The following is a 19,473-nucleotide window of genomic DNA, read 5'->3' on the forward strand; positions in this document are numbered from 1 at the left end:
CGATCATCATAGCGCGCCGGAAAGCGCGCTCGGGAGAGTATCATGAATGTGCATGCCGCCGCTTTGGCCCAGAGCTACCCGTTCGATGAGCAGACCTCCGCCTTTGCCGGCGACGTGATCGGCAACCTGTCGCAATTTCCCAAGCGCCTGTCGCCGAAATATTTCTACGACGCCGCGGGCTCCGAACTGTTCGAGCAGATCACGGTCCTGCCGGAATATTATCCGACCCGCACCGAGCTCGGCATCCTGCGCAGCCGCGGCGACGAGATCGTTTCCATCATTCCGAGCGGCGCCGCGCTGGTGGAGTTCGGCGCCGGCGCCACCACCAAGGTCCGCCTGCTGCTGGAGCGCTGCGATTTCGGTGCCTATGTCCCGGTCGACATTTCCGGCGACTTCCTGAACGCGCAGGCGGGCGCCTTGCGCAAGGACTTTCCCGAGCTTGGCGTCTATCCGGTTGCCGCCGATTTCACCGCGCCGTTTGCCCTGCCGGCCGAGATCGAAGGGATGCCCAAGGTCGGGTTCTTTCCGGGATCAACGCTCGGCAATTTCGAGCCGCACGAAGCGCGGGCCTTCCTGCGCAGCGCGCGCGACATTCTGGGCGAAGGCGCGCAGATGATCATCGGCGTCGACCTCGAAAAGAACGAGCGGGTGCTTTATGACGCCTATAACGACGCCGCCGGCGTCACCGCGCGATTCAATCTCAACGTTCTGGTCCGCATCAACCGCGAGCTCGGCGGCAATTTCGACGTTTCCGCCTTCATGCACCGCTCGGTCTATAACCGCGAGCGGCATCGCATCGAGATGCACCTGATCGCCAAGAAGGCGCAGACCGTGCGCATCCTCGGGCGGAATTTTTCATTCCGTCCCGGCGAAAGCATCCACACCGAGTCGAGCTACAAATACAGCCTCGACCGCTTTACCGCACTGGCGCGCGACTCCGGCTGGTCGGTGCGGGAATCCTGGACCGACCGCGACCGGATGTTTTCGGTTCACGCGCTGGCGGCATCAGCCTGAGGAGTGGACCCGAGCTTTGCAGCTCGGGTCGTTGCAGTTCAGGTCTTGCAGACCGATCTCGTACGGTGCGGTCGCATCCGTCGTGACGGAGCGATCCGGGGCGCGGCAGATATCCAGTCGTCGAACAACCGGTCTGCCCCCAGCAGCCACGCGTGGATGATCCGCCACTTGTCCTGCCCGCGAGACTGGAAATCCAATAGCGGCGATCCGGTGTCCTGCAGTTCGTGGAAGAACTTCAACGAGTCTTTTCCAGTGGGCCGGTCCTGCTCGATCGCTTGCGTCAAGATCCAGCGATCCCACTCCTGAATGATGCGTACTCTTGCTTCACTTTGTTTCATAGGCGCGTATTCCCAGCCACGGCAGTCCGTGGACTCTGAGTGATCGCGCTGGTCAAGGTCTGATGGAAAGGTGCTACGCCGCCGCGCGTCCCCGCACCTTTGCCGCGCCCACTATAGACAAACTTCTTAACAAATCTTCATCTTTATCGGCCCGCCCGCAAATGGCTACATCTGCGCTCCCGTTTGCCCTTCGAAACGTCCAACTTTTGACGCGGACTCAGCCGAGTTTCTGCGGCAGGCTCGGCTAGGGGTGAGTTCGTGCCAGGGGATGTCAGTCATGGGAAATGCGTATCCAACGTCCGGCAATCGGAGGGAATTTTCCAGCTCGTCGTCCGTTCACGCGGACCCGGCTTGGGATCAAGAGACGGACACCGACCGGGCGTCCCTGATCGAGGAGAACGCCAGACTGCGGGCGCTCGTCGTGCAATTGTCAACTCTCGTTCTTCGAAACGTCGTCGATCAGCACAGCACGCCGTCATTGCTGCCGGTCAGGCAATCGCTGCCTGATTAAAGGTGCTACCCTGCCGGATCGGATTGCAGCGAGATCGACTCCCAGACCGCGACCACGATCATGATCGCGGTGGTGAGGATGGACAGCACCAGCGGCGAAAGCTCGCTTGCGAACCAGGCAAGCACGCCGAGTGCGACGATGCCGACCCCGTGCGAGAGTTGAAGGAAGCCGCGAAAGCTGTGCTTGAACAGGACGGTCCCGAACAGAAACAGCAAGGGGCCTCCGATCGCGCTGATCACCGTCTTGAGATCGGAATGACCGCCCGGGTGTTTCAGCACCAGTTCGTCGGCCACCGCTGAGACGATGATGCCGGCCACGATCGGCATGTGCAGATAGGTATAGGCCAGACGCGCCAGCCTTCCCGGCTCGCTCGATTTTGAGAGCTGCTCGGAGCCGGCTTCGGCGCCGATGTGGAAATAGATCCACCACATTGCGAGACTGCCGACAAAGGCGGAGACGAACGCCAGAACGTTTTCGGTCGTCCAGGTGAGTTCGGCAAAGGTCGCGCCGATGACGACGATGGATTCGCCGAGCGCGATGATGATGAACAGCGCGCAGCGCTCGGCCATGTGGCCGCCCTCGATCATCCAGTCCGCGACGGAGGACGCGCCATAGCGGGGAATCCAGAACCGCACCGCCGGCGAAATATATTCGATGACGAGCGCAATGGCCCACAGCGTCAGCCGCGACTGGCCTTCCATCACGCCGCCGGCGATCCAGAAGACCGCCGACATCGAAAGCCAGGCCGCGATCCGGATGGCGTTCATGCGTGCCCGCGGGCGCGACGGCGGCGTGGACAGCCACAGAAATATCGTCTTGCCGACCTGCATCGCCGCATAGGCGATGGCGAACCACAATCCCCGCGCTTCAAACGCGGCCGGGATCGAGGTCGACAACACCAGCCCGCCCAGCATCATCGCAAACAGCAAGAGCCGGACCGGAGTCTTTTCCGGATTGAGCCAGTTGGTGACCCAGGAGGTGAAGACCCACACCCACCACACCGCGAGAAACAGCAGCGTGACCTGCAGCGCGCCCAGCGGCGTAAAGTGAGCCAGCAGCGTGTGCGATATCTGGGTAACCGCAAAGACGAAGACGAGGTCGAAGAACAGCTCGACATAGGTGACGCGGCTGTGCTGGTGCGGCACGATCGGGCGAAACATCGCGCCGTGCGGATTGTCCGTCATCGATGCGACCCCGCTGCAGCTTGCCGGGGGCCAGCCCTCAGGTACCCCGGGGTCCGCCAGGTACCCCGGTCTGCAGCGCCAGCGCATGCAGCAAGCCGCCCATCTGCCCCTTGAGCGACTGGTATACGATCTGGTGCTGCTGAACGCGCGACTTGCCGCGGAAGGACTCCGAGATCACGGTCGCGGCGTAGTGGTCGCCGTCGCCTGCGAGATCGCGGATCGTCACCTCGGCATCGGGAATAGCTGCCTTGATCATCGATTCGATATCGTGGGCGTCCATCGGCATTCCAGCATGTCTCCGTCAGGTGTTTCGAATCACGGCCGGCTCGCGCGACCGTGACGGCCGAACCTAGCGCGTAGGCTCTTCTAGGTCACGCCTGGCGGCACTATATTCCGCCTCCAACCGTTTGACACCGTGAGATCCGGTCGCGCCCGATGATTTCGGGCTGACTGAAAAAGAGGCTCAAAATCATGAAATTGCCCGGTCCCGACCATCCGATCACGATTACGGCAAACCCCAGGCGCGTCCGGGTCTCGGTGGGCGGCATGGTAATCGCCGATACCACCCATGCGCTGACCCTGAAGGAGGCCAGCTATCCGGCGGTGCAATATGTGCCGCGCGAGGATGCCAATATGGCGCTGTTGGCCCGCACCGAGCGGACCACGCACTGCCCCTACAAGGGGGATGCGAACTACTTCAGCATCAATGCCAACGGCAAGAGCATCGAAAATTCGATCTGGACCTATGAGACGCCCTTCCCGGCCATGGCCGAGATCGCCGGCCATCTGGCGTTCTATCCGGACAAGGTGACGATCGAGGAAGTGGCGTAGACCCGGTACCTACGCCCTGAATATCGTGAGCCCGAGAATCAGCAGCACCAGGAAGATCACGACGAAGACATAGAACAGGAAGCGGGCGATGTCGGCGGAGGCCGCCGAAATGCCGGTGAAGCCGAGAAGGGCGGCGACGATCGACACCAGAAAGAAGATCAGCGCCCATTTGAGAATTGTCATTGCGTGCTCCGGGACCTCTGGGCCACGCCCATGGTGGCCCGTCAATTCACCCGACCTAAAACGGCGGGTTGCGCCGCCGGTTCCGAAGCAGCCTGGTAGCGGAAGCGCGGCTCGACAGGTCCGATTCGGCCTTGCTGAATCGGGTTCCCGGCTGCAACATTTGACCTGAAAAGCCTGGCCGGGAGGTGCGCATGACATCGATTTCAGCCGTGGGGCATGCCGAATTGGCCGCAGTGCCCAAGGCCAAATCGCGAAACCCTTCGCTCGACCGCGCCCGCACCTTCCTGACGTTGGTGGTGCTGCTGCACCACGCCGTCATCCCCTATACCTATTTCGGTCACACCGATCCGAAGTCGTTCTTCGGCTTCGACATGATCGTGCTCGCCACCGACAGTTTCTTCATGGCGATGTTCTTTTTTCTGTCGGGCCTGTTCGTCTGGCCTGGCATCGCCCGGAAGGGCCCGCTGAACTATCTGTCCGATCGCCTGCTCCGGCTTGGCCTGCCGTTCGTGATCTGCGCCTTCACAGTCATTCCGCTCGCCTATTATGCGATATCCCTGCGGCACCATCCCGAAATCGGCTTTTCGGATTACTGGTGGAATATGGTCACGAAGGGTCCGTGGCCGAGCGGGCCGATCTGGTTTCTCTGGGTCTTGTTCGCCTTCGACCTGGTTGCCTGCCTGCTGTACCGGCTGTCGCCCCATCTGCTCGATCCGATCAATCGCCTCTCGCTGCACGGCCGCCGCCGGCCCGCGGTGTTCTTCGCGGTCATGCTTGCCGTCACCGGAGCGTTCTATGTTCCCGGGCTGATGATTTACGGACCAGCCAGCTGGTTCGAGTTCGGGCCGTTCTCGGTCCAGCACGGGCGCGTGATGCTCTATGCGAGTTACTTCTTTTTCGGTGCCGGCATCGGCGTTGCGCAAATGGATCGCGGGCTGCTCGCTGCAGACGGCCGGATGGCGAGGGTCAGCTGGGACTGGATGGTGCTGGCGATCGTTCCGTATTGCCTCTTGTGGGTGCTGATCTTCATCAAGCGCGAAATACTGGGCAACCCGTCGCCGTTGCCGAACTGGTATGAAGCGCTCTATGCCATCTGCTTTACAGTCTTCAGCGTGGCCATCATGTTTCTGATCCTGGCCTTTTTCCAGAGGTTCAGGCAATCAGGCTCGGCCAAGCTGCTCGATCCGATGCAGGCGGACGCCTACGGCATCTTCCTGGTGCACTACCCGATCGCACTGTGGCTGCAATACTGGCTGTTCGACTACGACCTGCCGGCGATCGTCAAGGCCGCGATCGGATTCGTACTGACCGTCGCGCTGAGCTGGGCGCTGACGCGAGCGTTGCGGCAGATCCCGGGCGCAACGAGGGTGCTGTGAACGTTCTGGCCGTCAATGCCTGCGACAAACGCGAAGCGTTTGTGCAAGGGAGCGCAGCGACGAAGCAATCCATCTCTCCGCAAACGGCGAAAATGGATTGCTTCGCTTCGCTCGCAATGACGTGGAGAGAGCGTGCCTAGACCGCCTTGCCGCTCATATAGGCCGGCAGCCAGTGCTCGAATGCCGACTTGAGCGCATCCACCGACACCGCCGTTTCACCCGCAACCGCAATCGCATCGCCACCCGTGGTGCCGATCCGCGCGCACGGCACGCCCGCGCCCTTCATCTTGGCCAGCACCAGGCCGGCATCCGCCGCGGGCACCGTCACGATATAGCGCGCCTGATCCTCGCCAAACCAGAAGGCGTGCGGCACGATCGAGCTCGATGCCGCCAACAGCTGCGCGCCGATCCCGCTCGCAATCGCCATCTCCGCCAGCGCAATCAAGAGCCCGCCGTCGGAAACGTCGTGCACCGCGGTTGCGGTGCCGGCGTGGATCATGCCGCGCACCACGTCGCCATTGCGCTTTTCGGCCGCGAGATCGACTGGCGGCGGCGCGCCCTCTTCGCGGCCGCAGACATCGCGCAGGTACACGGATTGGCCGAGCCAGCCCTGGGTGTCGCCGATCAACAGGATCGCTTCACCGGAAGCCTTGAACGCCAGCGTGGCGGATTTCGTGAAATCGTCGAGCAGGCCGACGCCGCCGATCGAAGGCGTCGGCAAAATGCCGCGGCCATTGGTTTCGTTGTAGAGCGAGACGTTGCCCGACACGACCGGGAAATCCAGCACGCGGCAGGCTTCGGAAATGCCCTTCAGACAGCCGACGAACTGGCCCATGATTTCGGGGCGTTCCGGATTGCCGAAATTCAGATTGTCGGTGATCGCCAGCGGACGGCCGCCGACCGCGGTGATGTTGCGCCAGGCTTCGGCGACGGCCTGCTTGCCGCCCTCGAACGGATCGGCCTCGCAATAGCGCGGCGTCACGTCGACCGTGAGCGCCAGCCCCTTCGGCCCATCCTCGACGCGTACCACCGCGGCGTCGCCGCCGGGGCGCTGCACGGTATTGCCGAGAATGACGTGGTCATATTGCTCCCACACCCAGCGCTTCGAACACAGTTCGGGCGTTGCGATCAGTTTTTGCAGCGCCGCCGAGATACCGAGCGGCGGCTCCACTTCACGCGCGTGCACCACCGGCAACGCCGCGGATGCGACATGCGGGCGGTCATACAGCGGCGCCTCGTCGCCCAGTTCCTTGATCGGCAGGTCGGCCATGACGTCCCCGCCATGTTTCACCACGAAGCGCTTGCTCGGCGTGGTGTAGCCGACGACGGCAAAGTCGAGCCCCCACTTCCTGAAGATCGCCTCGGCCTCTTTTTCCTTCTCGGGCTTGAGCACCATGAGCATGCGCTCCTGGCTTTCCGAGAGCATCATCTCGTAGGCGCTCATGCCGGTTTCGCGTGTCGGCACCGCATCGAGATCGAGATCGACGCCGAGATCGCCCTTGGCGCCCATCTCGACCGCCGAGCAGGTCAGGCCGGCCGCGCCCATGTCCTGGATCGCGATCACGCAACCTTTTTCCATGATTTCGAGACAGGCTTCCAGCAACAGCTTTTCCGCGAAGGGATCGCCGACCTGCACCGTCGGCCGCTTCTCGGCGGAATCGTCGTCGAATTCGGCGGATGCCATCGAGGCACCGTGAATGCCGTCACGCCCGGTCTTGGAGCCGAGATAGACGATCGGCATGTTCACGCCTGACGCCGCCGCATAGAAGATCTTGTCGGTGTCGGCCAGCCCAACCGCCATCGCGTTGACCAGGATGTTGCCGTCATAGCGGGTGTGGAAACGCACCTGCCCGCCAACCGTCGGCACGCCGAACGAATTGCCATAGCCGCCGACACCGGCAACCACGCCCGAAACCAGATGGCGCGTCTTGGGATGTTCCGGTGCGCCGAAAGAGAGCGCATTGAGGCAGGCAATCGGCCGCGCGCCCATGGTGAAGACGTCGCGCAGAATGCCGCCAACGCCGGTGGTTGCGCCCTGATAGGGCTCGATATAGCTCGGGTGGTTGTGGCTCTCCATCTTGAACACGACTGCCTGGCCGTCGCCGATGTCGATGACGCCGGCGTTCTCGCCCGGACCCTGGATCACCCACGGCGCCTTGGTCGGCAGGCCGCGCAGATGGATGCGCGAGGACTTGTACGAGCAGTGCTCGTTCCACATCGCCGAGAAAATCCCCAGTTCAGTGAAACTCGGCACCCGCCCGATCAGCTTGAGGATGCGCTCATACTCGTCGGGCTTCAGGCCATGGCTGGCGACGAGTTCGGGGGTGATCTGGGGCTCGTTCATGGGTCTCTTATTAGGTAGATCGCGGGGGTGCGAAAAGGCCTTTTATGGCGCATTTCCGCCCTGTCCAGAGCTTTGCGGGGAGAGCCCTGCAGGATCGGCGTTTGCACATCGTTCCCGGATCGGATTTAAGGGCGGAAACACTTGAATTGAAGGGCCATTTTTAGTGAACGAACTACCCAAAAATGCATTCCACCACCGCCCCGACCTGCATGTCGAAACCGAGGGCGAATTTGCGGGCTGGCGGACCTGGACCCGCGACAGTTTTGAGACCCATAACGGCCCGTTCTGGCACCGGATGGACGAAAACGGCCGCGTGCAATGCGCGTTCCGGGTCGAAAAGAAGCACCTTAACGGCATGCGCAACGTCCATGGCGGCTGCTTCATGTCGTTCGCCGACTACTGCCTGTTTGCGATCGGCTCTTCCGTGCTGGAGGGACCCGGCGTCACGGTATCGTTTTCCTGCGAATTCCTTGACGCCGCGCGCGAGGGCGAGCTGGTCGAATGCGAGGGCGAAATCACCCGCGCCGGCGGCTCGCTGATCTTCCTGCGCGGCGTGCTGAAATCCGCCGACCGGTCGCTGTTCACGTTTTCAGGCACCATCAAGCGGGTGAAGTGGAAGAAGCCGGCAGGCACAGGCGCCGTTGCCACCTGACGCGCCACAGGCCCATCGCGGCTGGCGCGACTATGCGTTGCTGCTCGCACTGGCGTGCTGCTGGAGTTCGACCTATCCGCTGACCAAGATCGGCCTCGGATCATTCCCGCCGATCACCTTCATCTCGGTGCGTTCGCTGATCGCCGCAGCCTTTCTGCTGGTGATCCTGCGCGTGCGCGGGATCCCGATGCCTGTGGAAGCCAGGGCCTGGAAGCTGTTCGCCCAGCAGCAGACCATCAACTCGACGTTTCCGTTCTTGCTGATCACCTGGGCGCAGCAATATGTGCCGGCGGCAAATACGGTGGTGCTGGCCTCGACGACGCCGATCTTCGCCTTTCTCATCACCTGGGCCATTACGCGGCACGAGCCAGCGACGCTGCTCAAGCTTTTCGGCGCCATTCTGGGGCTTGCCGGAACGGCCGTGATCATCGGCCTCGATGCGCTCTCTACATTCGATGCCAATATATTTGCCGAGATCGTCATCCTGATCGCCACCATCTCGTTTGCCTGCGCGACGATCTTCGGGCTGCGGCTGACCGACTACGACCCGATGGTGGTCGCCGCGGGCTCGCTCTTGTTCGGCGGCATGGTGCTGTTGCCATTCGCGCTGATCGTCGATCATCCCTGGACCTTGCGGCCGACGGCCGAGGCGCTGGTGGCCACGGTCGCGATGGGAATATTCTCCAGCGCCTTCGGGTTGATGCTGTTCTACATGTGCCTGACGCGGCTCGGCACGCTCACCACCAACGCGCAAGGTTATCTGCGCATCCCGATCGGCGTCGGCCTGTCGGTGGTCCTGCTCGGCGAAGCCGTGCCCGCAAATCTCGCGCTCGGCCTCGTCCTTGTCATGGCCGGCGTCGCCGCGATGACCATTCCGGGGAACCGGTTCGTGAAGTGGGTCGACCGCTTGCGCGGCAAGTAGGCCGGCTTCGTTTGATCCGCATCAAGGCGCCATGGTCCCGGTGCGCTCCAGTATTTGCCGCGACAGCACATTGGGAGGTTGCCATGAAGATCCAGCAAATCCACCACGTCGCCTATCGCTGCAAAGACGCCAAGCAGACGGTGGATTTCTACAAGCAGGTTCTGAATATGGACCTGTTGGGCGCCATTGCCGAAGACCGGGTGCCCTCGACCAAGGCGCCCGATCCTTACATGCATATCTTTCTCGATGCGGGCGCGGGCAATATTCTGGCTTTCTTCGAGCTTCCCAATTCACCCCCGATGGGAAAAGACCCCAATACGCCCGACTGGACCCAGCATATTGCGCTGCAGGTCAAGGACATGGACGAGCTTCTGGAAGCCAAGACGCGCGCCGAGGCGGCTGGTCTCGATGTCATCGGGCCGACCGATCACACGATCTTCCAGTCGATCTATTTCTGGGATCCGAGCGGCCATCGCCTCGAAGTCGCGACGTGGACCGCGACGCCCGAACAGCTGGCGCGGATGCAGGTAGTCGCGCGCGACATGGTCGAGGAATGGTCCAGAACCAAGAGCCCTCCCCGGCACACGGCGTGGCTTCACGAGAAGGAGCTTGCGACGACGTAACCGGCGCCCGGCTACTTCTTCTCTTCCAGCAGCTTTTTGTATTTCTCGACGTCACGCGTCACCAATTGGCCGAGCACTTCGCTCGCGTGCTCGTTGGCGTCGGGCGCGACGGTGGAGAGATCGTGAAAGCGCTTCTTCACCGCCTCGCTCTCGACGGCGGCCTTGGCCGCGGCGTTCAGTTTCGCGATGATCGCAGGCGGCGTGCCCTTCGGCGCGAACAGGCCGTTCCAGCCCTGCGCTTCGAAATCGGGAAGGCCGGCTTCCGAAGATGTCGGCAGATCGGGCAAGGTCGCAAGCCGCACCGTCGAGCCGACGACAAGGCCTTTCACCAGCTTGTCGTCGATGGCCTGCGACACCGAGGCGGCCGAATCGCAGACGCCGTCGATCTGGCCGCCGATCGCATCCGTCAGCGCCGGCGCCGCGCCGCGATAGCCGACCAGCGTCACGTCGACGACGGCGGCCTGCGCAAAGCTCTTGCAGATCAGGAAATTCGAGGAGCCGACGCCGGCATGGCCGAGATTGACCTTGCCGGGATTTTTCTTCGCATAGGCGATGAAATCCTGCAGGTTCTTGGCCGGAAAATCCTTGCGCAGCGCGACGATGCCGAAGGTCTTGGCAACGACCGCGATCGGCGCAAAGGATTCCGGCGTGAACGGCAATTTCGGATAGATCGTATAGGCCGCCGCACTCGTGCCGGCATTGCCGATGGCGATGGTGTAGCCGTCGGCTTCCGCGCGCGCGGCACGCGTCAGCGCGGTCGAACCGCCGGCGCCCGCGACATTCTCGATCACGATCGGCTGCCCGAGCGACTTGGTCATCTCCTCGGCGACCACGCGCGCGATCACGTCGGAGGTGCCGCCAGCCGCGAACGGCACGATCATGGTGATGGGGCGCTTGGGATAGTCCTGCGCATGGGCGGCTGACGCCACCAGCAATGCCGCGAGCGCGGCCGCCAGTTTCACTGCGAGATTCTTTTTTTGACGCGTTTTCTTCACGCAAACCGGTTCCCACTTCGCTCGAAAACGCTATCCAACTTCACGCCACTTTTTCCAAATGTGCGGCGAGGCCCGCAAACAGGCCGCGGCCGTCCGTGCAGCCCATGATGTCTTCGACGTGGTTTTCCGGATGCGGCATCATGCCGAGCACATTGCCGCGCTCGTTGACGATGCCGGCGATCGAATCCGCAGCGCCGTTGATGTTGGACTCCTCGTCGACGACGCCCTCCGCCGAGCAGTAGCGGTAGAGCACCCGCCCCTCGCCTTCCAGCCGCTTCACCGTCTCTTCGTCGGCTTCGTAATTACCCTCGCCATGCGCGACCGGCACGCGAATGACCTGGCCGGCATTGTAGCCTCGCGTGAATGGCGTGTCCGAGCGCTCGACCCGCAGATGCACATCCTTGCAGATGAATTTCAGCTTCGCGTTGCGCATCAGGACGCCGGGCAGCAGGCCGGCTTCGCACAGGATCTGGAAACCATTGCAGACGCCCAACACGAGGCCGCCGTCCGCCGCATATTTACGCACCGCGTCCATCACGGGCGCGCGCGCGGCAATCGCGCCGCAGCGCAGATAATCGCCATAGGAAAAGCCGCCGGGCACGACCACGAGGTCGGTCCCGTTCGGCAGCGCGGTGTCGGCATGCCACACCATCGCCGCCTCCTGGCCGGAGACGAGTTTCAACGCACGCGCCATGTCGCGCTCGCGATTGATTCCGGGAAAGACGAGAACGGCTGATTTCATGAAAGGCGCGCCTAGAGCAGTTCGACCCGATAGTTTTCGATCACGGTGTTCGCCAGCAGCTTGTCGGCGGCATCCTTCAAGGCCGCCTCGGCCTTGGCCCTGTCGGCGCCTGCGAGTTCGATGTCGAACACCTTGCCCTGGCGGACGCTGGCGACGCCATCGACGCCGAGCGATTTCAGCGCGCCTTCGATGGCCTTGCCCTGCGGATCGAGAATGCCCGATTTCAACGTAACGGTAACGCGTGCCTTCACGAGACTTGCCCCAGTAGTTTTAATTTGCCTCAGCTCTTCACCAGCACCGGGCCGGTACCGGCCGGACGCTCGTTCTCCATCAGGATGCCCAGCCGCTTTGCCACTTCGGTGTAGGCTTCCAGCAAGCCACCGAGGTCGCGGCGGAAACGGTCCTTGTCGAGCTTCTCGTTCGACTTGATGTCCCACAGCCGGCACGAGTCCGGCGAGATTTCGTCGGCGACGATGATCCGCATCATCTCGTTCTCGAACAGCCGCCCGCACTCCATCTTGAAATCGACCAGACGGATGCCGATGCCGAGGAAGAGCCCGGTGAGGAAGTCGTTGACGCGGATGGCGAGCGCCATGATGTCGTCGATTTCCTGCGGCGTCGCCCAGCCGAACGCGGTGATGTGCTCTTCCGATACCATGGGGTCGTTGAGCTGGTCGTTCTTGTAATAGAACTCGATGATCGAGCGCGGCAGCTGGGTGCCCTCCTCGATGCCGAGGCGCTGCGACAGCGAGCCGGCTGCGACGTTCCGCACCACCACTTCCAGCGGCACGATCTCGACCTCGCGAATCAGCTGCTCGCGCATGTTGAGGCGGCGGATGAAATGGGTCGGCACCCCGATGTCGTTGAGGTGCTGAAACAGGTACTCCGAAATCCGGTTGTTGAGGACGCCCTTGCCCTCGATCACCTGGTGTTTCTTGGCATTGAACGCGGTCGCATCGTCCTTGAAGTGCTGGATCAGGGTTCCCGGCTCCGGGCCTTCATACAGGACCTTTGCCTTGCCTTCATAAATACGGCGTCGACGGCTCATTGGGATGTACCGTGTTTTGTTGAAATCCATGAAATTGGTGTGCTCCGGATGACAAGGGTTTGCGACCACGACGGAGCTGCCGTGAAGGCCAGGTCCAGGACAGAAGCGACCGGAAACAGAACAAGAACCTCGCCTGATGGCAACCTATCCGATTGGCCCATCCAGCACAATCGACCCGGCCCGATTGGGCCCAACTTATCCCGATTGCCCTGCGGCCGAACGGCCTGTTGTTTTACCGATTCGCCCCCTCTATCTAGGTAGGCGATCGGGCCGCGACAACGCGGCCCCGTATACCTTTTGGCCGGGATTGGAACCGAAGAAATGACCACTTTCGACAAGCGCGAGGAAGGTTTTGAGAAGAAATTCGCCCTCGACGAGGAGCAGAAGTTCAAGGCCATGGCTCGCCGCAACAGGCTGCTCGGTCTTTGGGCAGCCGAAAAACTCGGCCTGACCGGCGACGACGCCAATGCCTACGCCAAGGAAGTGGTCGCGGCCGATTTCGAGGAAGCCGGCGACCAGGACGTCCAGAACAAGGTCGTGAAGGATTTTGCCGCCAAGGGCGTCGCCGTCACCGCTGCCGAGGTGCGCGCCAAGATGGACGAGCTGATGGCGGCTGCCGTCGCCCAGGTGAAGGCGGGGACGTAAGCTGTAGCGAATGGGGAGTGGCGAATAGCGAATAGAGCAATTTCCATTCGCTATTCGCTATTCGCCTCTTTGAATTCCTTGCGAACGATCTCCAGCAACCGCCGCGCCGCCGCGCTCAAGAATCCGCCGCGGCGCGTTACCGTGACGACGTCGTGGCTCGCCTTGAGATCGCGTACGCTGATGGTGGCGATGGTCCCGTAGCGGAGCTCCTCCGCGGCATTGCTCTCCGACAACAGCGCGATGCCGAGGCCGGCTTCGACCAGGCGCTTCTGCGCGGTCAGGCTGTCGACCGGCGTCCAGTCGATTTTACCGAGCCCGTGGGTCTGAAACAGCGCGAAGACATGCGACGCCGTGATCTCGCGCCTCCCCGGCACCACGGGAAATGCGATCCAGCGCTCGCCGCTGAGATCGGCGAGTTTGGTCACACGGCGGCCAGCGCGCGGATGGTCCGGCGCACACACCACCTGCAACCGTTCGGCAAACAGCAACTCGCAATCGAGATCACGCGAGCGGTCGCGGTCATAGCGCAGCCCGATGGTTGCCTCGCCACGCCGGATCACGTCGCTGACCTCCGCGCTGGTCGCGGTGCGCAGGCTCAATTCGACCTCGGGGTGTTCGGCCGCGAAGCGTTTCAAGATCGCCGACAGCCGCCCGCCGGCCAGCGTGCCGACCACCGCGAGCGAAACGGGTCCTGAATTCGGCCGCGCCAGCGCGCGGACCGCATTCTCCGCATCCTGGGCGGCGGCAACCGCGCGCTCGGCATACGGCACCATCACCCTCCCGGCATCGCTCAGCATGGTGCGCCCCGCGATCCGCTCGAACAGCGGCACGCCGAGTTCCTGCTCCAGCAGCGCGATGCGCCGCGAGATCGCCGGCTGCGAGCGGTGCAGCGCCTTCGCAGCATTCGAAATGCCGCCGTGGCGGTGAACGGTCAGGAACGTGAGAAGCGCATCGCTGTCCATGTTTTTCCCATGCAAAAAGCTGATGACGCACAGAGAAATAACAAATTTGGCTGATGGGAGATAGGGCCGCTAGTTTCGCCGCCAGCCAGAACCGGCCAACAAAGCGGAGATTGCCGATGCGGACCCAGATGGAAAAAGCCGAAGCGTTCCGCGCGCTGCATGCGCGCCCCGGCGCCTTCATCATTCCCAATCCCTGGGACGCGGGCACGGCAAAACTGCTCGCCGCGATGGGGTTCGAGGCGCTGGCGACCACGAGCCTCGGCCTTGCCAATACGCTCGGCAGCTTAACCGTCAGCCTCGACGCCATCATCGAGAACTGCCGGATGATTGCAGAAGCTACCGACCTGCCCGTCAACGCCGATCTGGAGAATTGCGGCGCGGATGATCCGAAGACCGCGGCGAAGGCGATCGCGCGCGCGGCCGAAGCCGGCGCCGTCGGCGGCTCGATCGAGGATTCGACCGGCGATCCGGGCAACCCGATCTATGATTTCTCGCTCGCGGTCGAGCGCGTGCAGGCGGCGGTCGAAGCGGCGCGCGCACTTCCCTTCCCGTTCACGCTGACGGCGCGCGCGGAAAACTTCCTGCACGGCCGCAAGGATCTCGACGACACCATCAAGCGGCTGCAGGCGTTCGAGGCCGTTGGAGCGGACGTATTGTATTCCCCCGGCCTGTATGACATCGGCACGATCCGTACCGTGGTGTCGTCGGTCGGAAAGCCGTTCAACCTAGTGATGGGCTTTGCCGACCCGACGCTGACGGTCGATCAACTCTCGAAAGCCGGCGTCAAGCGCATCAGCGTCGGCGGCGCGATGGAGCGCTACGCGCTTGCGGCGTTCCTAAAGAGCGCCCGCGAGATGAAGGATCAGGGCGCGTTCACCTTTGTGCGCGAGATGGCGCCGATCGGGGAGATCAGGGCGGCGTTCAGATGAAAGGTCTCTCCCAGTCATTGCGAGCGCAGCGAAGCAATCCATCTTTCAGCACGCGGAGGCATGGATTGCTTCGTCGCTACGCTCCCTTGCGCAAACGCTTCGCGTTTGTCGCAGGCAATGACGGCGGAGGGAGACTTACCCCTCCTTGAAGCCGTACTCCGGCACGTTGCCGCTGGCGCCGTAATATTTGTACGGCAGGAATTTTCCGGACATCGTGATCTTGACGCGGTCCCCCTTGGGATTGGGCAGGCGCTCCATCACCATGTCGAAGTCGATCGCCGACATGATGCCGTCGCCATATTCCTCCTCGATCAGCGCCTTCCATGCCGGGCCGTTGACCATCACCAGTTCGTAGAAGCGGTAGATCAAGGGATCGGTCGGCGGCATCGGCGTGCCGGTGCCGCGCATCGGCACTTCGTTGAGCATGGCGATTTCGGATTTCGACAGCCCGAACAGCTCGCCGGCATTGGCGGCCTGCGGTTTTGTCAATTTCATCTGGCCGAGAATGGCGCCTGTTATCAGCACTTCCGAATAGCCGCCGATCTTTTCGCAGATGTGTTTCCAGCTCCAGCCCTTCTCGCGCTTGATGTCGAGCAGCTTTTCGGTGAGGTCTTCGCGTTTCATGTGGCTCTCCTTCTAACCCGTCATGCCCGGCCTTGTGCCGGGCATCCACGTCTTGCTTGCTGTCAGAAAGACGTGGATGGCCGGGACAGGCCCGGCCATGACGCCTGTGTTGAATCCTCGGATCCGGCAGCAACCACCAGTTCCGGCTTCCCGATCCGTACCGTCGGCACATTGCGCGGATCGTGGTCGGTCACATCAGCTGCAAACGTCTTGCTGCGGCTGACCAGGAAATCGACGATGTGGTTGCGCAGCGCGTAGTAGAGCGGATGGCGGTGCAGATCGATGCGGCCGCGGTCCTTCGGCAACGGATTTTCCACGATCTCGGCCAGCACGGCGCCCGGGCCGTTGGTCATCAGGAAGATCTTGTCGGCGAGATAGATCGCTTCATCGACGTCATGGGTGATCATGAAGGCGGTCTGCCCGGTCTCGAGGCAAATCCGGCGGACCTCGTCCTGCAGCGTGCCGCGCGTCAGCGCATCCAGCGCCGAGAACGGCTCGTCCATCAGCATGATCTTCGGCGTGATCGAGAGCGCACGCGCGATGCCGACGCGCTGCTTCATGCCGCCGGACAGTTCCGAGGGGCGCTTGTGCTCGGATCCGGTCAAGCCGACCAGATCGATGAAGGTCTGCGCATGCGCCTTCACCTTGGCACGGTCCCAGTTGCGCCATTTCGAGGTCACGGCATAGGCGACGTTGCCGAGCACGGTGCGCCACGGCAACAGCGCATGGCTCTGAAAGATCACCGCGCGGTCGAGGCTGGTGCCCTCGATCGCCTGCCCATCGACGATGACGGCACCCTCGCTGGGCTCGTCGAGCCCGGCCAGGATGTTCAGCACGGTGGTCTTGCCGCAGCCGGAATGGCCGATCACACAGCCGAACTCACCACGGCCCATCGACAGCCAGAGATTCTCGAAGATGGTGGTCGCCGCCCCATCCGCGCCGGGATAACGCCGCGCGATGCCCTCGATGGAAATGAATTTGTCGGTCATCCCAGCTATTCCGGAAACGTGACCATGCGCGTGAAGCGCGCAAGGATCTGGTCGAGCAGCATGCCGACGATGCCGATCAGGAGGATCGCGATGATGACGTTGGTGATCGAGAGGTTGTTCCACTCGTTCCAGACGAAATAGCCGATGCCGGTGCCGCCGACCAGCATTTCAGCCGCGACGATCACGAGCCAGGCGATGCCGATCGAGATCCGCATGCCGGTGAGAATCGTAGGCGCCGCCGCCGGCAGGATCACGGTGAAGGCGCGCCTGATGGTGCCGACTTCGAGCGTCCGCGCGACGTTGATCCACTCCTTGCGCACGGCAGCCACGCCAAACGCCGTGTTGAGCAGCATCGGCCACACCGAGCAGATGAAGATCACGAAGATCGCCGAGATCGAAGAATCCTTGATGGTGTAGAGCGCGAGCGGCATCCAGGCGAGCGGCGAGATCGGCTTAAGGATTTGGATGAACGGGTCGATCGCCTTGCTGATCAAGGGCGACATGCCGATCAGGAAGCCGAGCGGGATCGCGACGATAACCGCAAGCAGATAGCCGAGGCCGACGCGGCCGATGGAATAGCCGAGCTGGATGCCGAGGCCCTTGTCGTTCGGCCCCTTGTCGTAGAACGGCTGCTTGAGGTGCTCCCACAATTTCGCGCCGACATCGAGCGGCCCGGGCATCGCCGATTTGCCCTGGGTAGCCGTCAGCCCCATCAGCTTGGCGTATTCCGGGGTCATGGTGGTGGTCGCGGCCGTCGAGCGCGTGGCGAGATGCCAGATGCCGAGGAACGCCGCGAACAGCGCGATCGAGACCACAGCCGCGCGGAAGCGAAGGGAGAAGGTCATTGGAGACAGTCTCTCAACATGTCGTCCCCGCGAACGCGGGGACCCATACGCCGTGTCTCCTCTTTTGGGCATGACGTCAGAGACCTTACTTCATTACTAACGCCGCGGAGTATGGGTCCCGGCGTTCGCCGGGACGACAGCGGCAAATGTCGTTGCGCCCCTGCCCTCACGACGCCTTCCTGATCTTGAAGCTGGCGAGATAGTCGTCCGGCTTTGCGGGATCGAACGTCTTGCCCATCACGGCGAACGACTTGTACGACGTCGTTGGCGGTGTCAGCCCCATCTCCTTCATGACCTTGGCCGTATCGGTCGCGAGATAAACCTGTTCCGCCACCGCCTTGTAGTCGACATCGCCCTTGATCTGGCCCCAGCGCTTCATCTGGGTCAGCATCCACACCGCAAAGGACTGCCAGGGGAACGGATCGAAGTCGACGCGCCTGGCGTCCGTCTTCACGCCGCCCAGGCCGTCCGCATAGGTGCCGGTCAGCACCTGCTCCAGCACCGTGACCGGCGCGTTGATGTAATTGGCCGGCGCGATCGCCTCCGCGATCTGCTTGCGGTTCTCGGCTTTCGACGCATAGGCGGTCGCGTCCACAATCGCCCGCGTCAGCGCCGCAAAGCTGTTCGGCGAGTTGGTGATGAATTCGCGGCTGGCGGCAAAGCTGCAGCAGGGATGACCGTCCCAGATCTCCTTGGACAGGATGTGCATGAAGCCGACGCCGTCATAGATCGCACGCTGGCAGATATTGTCGGGCGCGAGGAAGCCATCGATGTTGTCGGCGCGCAAATTGGCGACCATCTCCGGCGGCGGCACCGAGCGGAGCTGCACGTCGGTATCGGAATCGAGGCCGTGTTCGGCCAGATAATAGCGCAGCAGATAATTGTGCATCGAATAGTCGAACGGAATGGCGAACTTCATGCCCTTCCAGTCCTTCGGGTTGCGCTTGTCCTTGTGCTTCATGGCGAGCGTAATGCCCTGCCCGTTGATGTTCTCGATCGCCGGCACCGTAAACGGAATCGCATTGGCGCCCAGCCCCAGCGAGATCGCGATCGGCATCGGCGCCAGCATGTGGGCTGCGTCGTATTCCTTGTTGATGGTCTTGTCGCGGATGACAGCCCAGCCGGCGGTCTTCACCACTTCGACGTTGAGGCCGTGCTTGGAATAGAAGCCGAGCGGAGCGGCCATGATGATCGGGGTGGCGCAGGTGATCGGAATGAAGCCGACCTTGAGGTCCTTCTTCTCGGGCACGCCACCTTGCGCGAAAACCTCGGTCGCAGTCTGAAGCGGAAAGAATTGCGAGATCGCGGCCAGCGCGGTCGAAGCGCCGACCGATTTCAGGAACGCGCGTCGTGCCGCGTCTTTCGGAAACATCGCCCGCATCACGGCGGAGGCGACCACACCCTCGTAGCGCTTGTCCTCGCTAGGCTGAGGCTCGCAGCGCAGCGCCAGCGCGGCATGTTCGTGTTCGGCTTCGCTGACATGCTGGCCGCAACTGCAGCCTCCGGCACGAAGACGGCGGTCGGGATCGAATGGGTTGTCGAAGGTAGACATGAAACCTCCTGCACGGGCGTTGCCCCCTAATTAAGCAAGGCACATGCCAGCCCACTTCTTCGGCGATTGCATTGATGTCGCAGGGATTTGTGACTCCGTTGGCGATTACGAAAATTCGTGATAAACGAAAATTCGTAGTGCGATTACGAAATCTCGGAGTCCGG

22 protein-coding genes are annotated in these 19,473 nt (G+C 62.5%); 8 read left to right on the top strand and 14 right to left on the bottom strand.

Annotation, left to right across the window (positions count from 1 at the left end; genetic code table 11):
- Positions 1-42: 42 nt before the first annotated feature.
- Complete coding sequence (egtD, locus tag JQ624_RS24775) at positions 43-1,014, top strand: L-histidine N(alpha)-methyltransferase (protein ID WP_212421530.1); 972 nt, start codon at positions 43-45, stop codon at positions 1,012-1,014.
- 38 nt (positions 1,015-1,052) lie between these two features.
- Here egtD and JQ624_RS24780 read toward each other — a convergent pair whose 3' ends face one another.
- From JQ624_RS24780 to JQ624_RS24790, 3 genes are all read right to left on the bottom strand, one after another.
- Entirely contained in the window at positions 1,053-1,298 is a 246-nt protein-coding gene (locus JQ624_RS24780; RefSeq protein ID WP_212421531.1) for a hypothetical protein, read from the bottom strand.
- A gap of 570 nt (positions 1,299-1,868) precedes the next feature.
- Positions 1,869-3,047 (bottom strand): low temperature requirement protein A, encoded by a 1,179-nt coding sequence (locus JQ624_RS24785; RefSeq protein ID WP_249130055.1) that lies wholly within the window; start codon positions 3,045-3,047, stop codon positions 1,869-1,871.
- Positions 3,048-3,084: 37 nt separating this feature from the next.
- Entirely contained in the window at positions 3,085-3,333 is a 249-nt protein-coding gene (locus JQ624_RS24790) for a BolA family protein (protein WP_212421532.1), read from the bottom strand.
- Positions 3,334-3,518: 185 nt separating this feature from the next.
- Between JQ624_RS24790 and JQ624_RS24795 the strand changes: the two genes are divergently transcribed.
- Positions 3,519-3,878 carry a DUF427 domain-containing protein gene (locus JQ624_RS24795; RefSeq protein WP_212421533.1) on the top strand — a complete coding sequence of 120 codons (360 nt, stop codon included), beginning with the start codon at positions 3,519-3,521 and terminating at the stop codon, positions 3,876-3,878.
- A 9-nt stretch (positions 3,879-3,887) separates the two neighbouring features.
- Here the strand turns inward: JQ624_RS24795 and JQ624_RS24800 are convergent, their stop codons facing one another.
- Positions 3,888-4,061: a DUF1328 domain-containing protein gene (locus tag JQ624_RS24800; protein ID WP_212421534.1), complete on the bottom strand. Its 174-nt coding sequence runs from the start codon at positions 4,059-4,061 to the stop codon at positions 3,888-3,890.
- Between the two features lie 191 nt (positions 4,062-4,252).
- On the opposite strand from JQ624_RS24800, the gene JQ624_RS24805 reads away from it, so the two are divergent.
- Positions 4,253-5,437, top strand: a complete 1,185-nt coding sequence (locus JQ624_RS24805; RefSeq protein ID WP_212421535.1) for an acyltransferase — start codon at positions 4,253-4,255, stop codon at positions 5,435-5,437.
- Positions 5,438-5,573: 136 nt separating this feature from the next.
- On the opposite strand, the gene purL is transcribed toward JQ624_RS24805, so the two are convergent.
- Entirely contained in the window at positions 5,574-7,781 is a 2,208-nt protein-coding gene (purL, locus tag JQ624_RS24810) for a phosphoribosylformylglycinamidine synthase subunit PurL (protein WP_212421536.1), read from the bottom strand.
- A gap of 163 nt (positions 7,782-7,944) precedes the next feature.
- Between purL and JQ624_RS24815 the strand changes: the two genes are divergently transcribed.
- From JQ624_RS24815 to JQ624_RS24825, 3 genes are all read left to right on the top strand, one after another.
- Positions 7,945-8,433 carry a PaaI family thioesterase gene (locus JQ624_RS24815; protein ID WP_212421537.1) on the top strand — a complete coding sequence of 163 codons (489 nt, stop codon included), beginning with the start codon at positions 7,945-7,947 and terminating at the stop codon, positions 8,431-8,433.
- Positions 8,423-9,355 carry a DMT family transporter gene (locus JQ624_RS24820; RefSeq protein ID WP_212421538.1) on the top strand — a complete coding sequence of 311 codons (933 nt, stop codon included), beginning with the start codon at positions 8,423-8,425 and terminating at the stop codon, positions 9,353-9,355. Before JQ624_RS24815 ends, JQ624_RS24820 begins: the two co-directional genes overlap by 11 nt.
- Positions 9,356-9,438: 83 nt before the next feature.
- Positions 9,439-9,978 carry a VOC family protein gene (locus JQ624_RS24825; protein ID WP_212421539.1) on the top strand — a complete coding sequence of 180 codons (540 nt, stop codon included), beginning with the start codon at positions 9,439-9,441 and terminating at the stop codon, positions 9,976-9,978.
- Positions 9,979-9,989: 11 nt separating this feature from the next.
- On the opposite strand, the gene JQ624_RS24830 is transcribed toward JQ624_RS24825, so the two are convergent.
- The 4 genes from JQ624_RS24830 to purC form a co-directional block, all read right to left on the bottom strand.
- Positions 9,990-10,940 carry a tripartite tricarboxylate transporter substrate-binding protein gene (locus JQ624_RS24830; protein ID WP_409334372.1) on the bottom strand — a complete coding sequence of 317 codons (951 nt, stop codon included), beginning with the start codon at positions 10,938-10,940 and terminating at the stop codon, positions 9,990-9,992.
- Between the two features lie 73 nt (positions 10,941-11,013).
- Complete coding sequence (gene purQ / locus JQ624_RS24835) at positions 11,014-11,715, bottom strand: phosphoribosylformylglycinamidine synthase subunit PurQ (RefSeq protein ID WP_212421541.1); 702 nt, start codon at positions 11,713-11,715, stop codon at positions 11,014-11,016.
- Between the two features lie 11 nt (positions 11,716-11,726).
- The gene (purS, locus tag JQ624_RS24840) at positions 11,727-11,966 is read right to left on the bottom strand and encodes a phosphoribosylformylglycinamidine synthase subunit PurS (RefSeq protein WP_212421542.1); all 240 of its coding nucleotides are present in this window, start codon (positions 11,964-11,966) and stop codon (positions 11,727-11,729) included.
- A 29-nt stretch (positions 11,967-11,995) separates the two neighbouring features.
- Positions 11,996-12,763, bottom strand: coding sequence for a phosphoribosylaminoimidazolesuccinocarboxamide synthase (purC, locus tag JQ624_RS24845; protein WP_171708996.1), 768 nt, complete (start codon positions 12,761-12,763; stop codon positions 11,996-11,998).
- A gap of 321 nt (positions 12,764-13,084) precedes the next feature.
- Here purC and JQ624_RS24850 point away from each other — a divergent pair, with 321 nt between their 5' ends.
- Positions 13,085-13,408 (top strand): DUF1476 domain-containing protein, encoded by a 324-nt coding sequence (locus tag JQ624_RS24850; protein WP_212421543.1) that lies wholly within the window; start codon positions 13,085-13,087, stop codon positions 13,406-13,408.
- Positions 13,409-13,458: 50 nt separating this feature from the next.
- On the opposite strand, the gene JQ624_RS24855 is transcribed toward JQ624_RS24850, so the two are convergent.
- Positions 13,459-14,370, bottom strand: coding sequence for a LysR family transcriptional regulator (locus tag JQ624_RS24855; RefSeq protein WP_212421544.1), 912 nt, complete (start codon positions 14,368-14,370; stop codon positions 13,459-13,461).
- 116 nt (positions 14,371-14,486) lie between these two features.
- On the opposite strand from JQ624_RS24855, the gene JQ624_RS24860 reads away from it, so the two are divergent.
- Positions 14,487-15,299, top strand: coding sequence for an oxaloacetate decarboxylase (locus JQ624_RS24860; protein WP_212421545.1), 813 nt, complete (start codon positions 14,487-14,489; stop codon positions 15,297-15,299).
- A 135-nt stretch (positions 15,300-15,434) separates the two neighbouring features.
- On the opposite strand, the gene cynS is transcribed toward JQ624_RS24860, so the two are convergent.
- From cynS to JQ624_RS24880, 4 genes are all read right to left on the bottom strand, one after another.
- On the bottom strand, positions 15,435-15,923 hold the full coding sequence (gene cynS / locus JQ624_RS24865; RefSeq protein WP_212421546.1) for a cyanase: 489 nt from the start codon (positions 15,921-15,923) through the stop codon (positions 15,435-15,437).
- A 62-nt stretch (positions 15,924-15,985) separates the two neighbouring features.
- A complete protein-coding gene (locus JQ624_RS24870) occupies positions 15,986-16,912 on the bottom strand; it encodes an ABC transporter ATP-binding protein (protein WP_212421547.1) in 927 nt (308 codons plus the stop codon).
- A gap of 5 nt (positions 16,913-16,917) precedes the next feature.
- The gene (gene ntrB, locus JQ624_RS24875) at positions 16,918-17,757 is read right to left on the bottom strand and encodes a nitrate ABC transporter permease (RefSeq protein ID WP_212421548.1); all 840 of its coding nucleotides are present in this window, start codon (positions 17,755-17,757) and stop codon (positions 16,918-16,920) included.
- 166 nt (positions 17,758-17,923) lie between these two features.
- Complete coding sequence (locus JQ624_RS24880) at positions 17,924-19,309, bottom strand: CmpA/NrtA family ABC transporter substrate-binding protein (protein ID WP_212421549.1); 1,386 nt, start codon at positions 19,307-19,309, stop codon at positions 17,924-17,926.
- Positions 19,310-19,473 lie beyond the last annotated feature (164 nt).

Origin of the sequence: Bradyrhizobium sp. AUGA SZCCT0283, from assembly GCF_018130385.1 — a bacterium.
Taxonomy (GTDB): Bacteria; Pseudomonadota; Alphaproteobacteria; order Rhizobiales; family Xanthobacteraceae; genus Bradyrhizobium.

What these genes read in the sequence shown, in the direction of transcription:
- JQ624_RS24805 (WP_212421535.1), top strand. Translation starts at nt 4,253, where the DNA reads ATGACATCGATTTCAGCCGTGGGGCATGCCGAATTGGCCGCAGTGCCC.
- purQ (WP_212421541.1), bottom strand. Translation starts at nt 11,715, where the DNA reads ATGAAATCAGCCGTTCTCGTCTTTCCCGGAATCAATCGCGAGCGCGAC.
- JQ624_RS24795 (WP_212421533.1), top strand. Translation starts at nt 3,519, where the DNA reads ATGAAATTGCCCGGTCCCGACCATCCGATCACGATTACGGCAAACCCC.
- purC (WP_171708996.1), bottom strand. Translation starts at nt 12,763, where the DNA reads ATGAGCCGTCGACGCCGTATTTATGAAGGCAAGGCAAAGGTCCTGTAT.
- ntrB (WP_212421548.1), bottom strand. Translation starts at nt 17,757, where the DNA reads ATGACCTTCTCCCTTCGCTTCCGCGCGGCTGTGGTCTCGATCGCGCTG.
- purL (WP_212421536.1), bottom strand. Translation starts at nt 7,781, where the DNA reads ATGAACGAGCCCCAGATCACCCCCGAACTCGTCGCCAGCCATGGCCTG.
- JQ624_RS24870 (WP_212421547.1), bottom strand. Translation starts at nt 16,912, where the DNA reads ATGACCGACAAATTCATTTCCATCGAGGGCATCGCGCGGCGTTATCCC.
- JQ624_RS24880 (WP_212421549.1), bottom strand. Translation starts at nt 19,309, where the DNA reads ATGTCTACCTTCGACAACCCATTCGATCCCGACCGCCGTCTTCGTGCC.
- JQ624_RS24800 (WP_212421534.1), bottom strand. Translation starts at nt 4,061, where the DNA reads ATGACAATTCTCAAATGGGCGCTGATCTTCTTTCTGGTGTCGATCGTC.
- cynS (WP_212421546.1), bottom strand. Translation starts at nt 15,923, where the DNA reads ATGAAACGCGAAGACCTCACCGAAAAGCTGCTCGACATCAAGCGCGAG.
- JQ624_RS24860 (WP_212421545.1), top strand. Translation starts at nt 14,487, where the DNA reads ATGCGGACCCAGATGGAAAAAGCCGAAGCGTTCCGCGCGCTGCATGCG.
- JQ624_RS24785 (WP_249130055.1), bottom strand. Translation starts at nt 3,047, where the DNA reads ATGACGGACAATCCGCACGGCGCGATGTTTCGCCCGATCGTGCCGCAC.
- JQ624_RS24790 (WP_212421532.1), bottom strand. Translation starts at nt 3,333, where the DNA reads ATGCCGATGGACGCCCACGATATCGAATCGATGATCAAGGCAGCTATT.
- JQ624_RS24825 (WP_212421539.1), top strand. Translation starts at nt 9,439, where the DNA reads ATGAAGATCCAGCAAATCCACCACGTCGCCTATCGCTGCAAAGACGCC.
- JQ624_RS24850 (WP_212421543.1), top strand. Translation starts at nt 13,085, where the DNA reads ATGACCACTTTCGACAAGCGCGAGGAAGGTTTTGAGAAGAAATTCGCC.
- egtD (WP_212421530.1), top strand. Translation starts at nt 43, where the DNA reads ATGAATGTGCATGCCGCCGCTTTGGCCCAGAGCTACCCGTTCGATGAG.
- JQ624_RS24855 (WP_212421544.1), bottom strand. Translation starts at nt 14,370, where the DNA reads ATGGACAGCGATGCGCTTCTCACGTTCCTGACCGTTCACCGCCACGGC.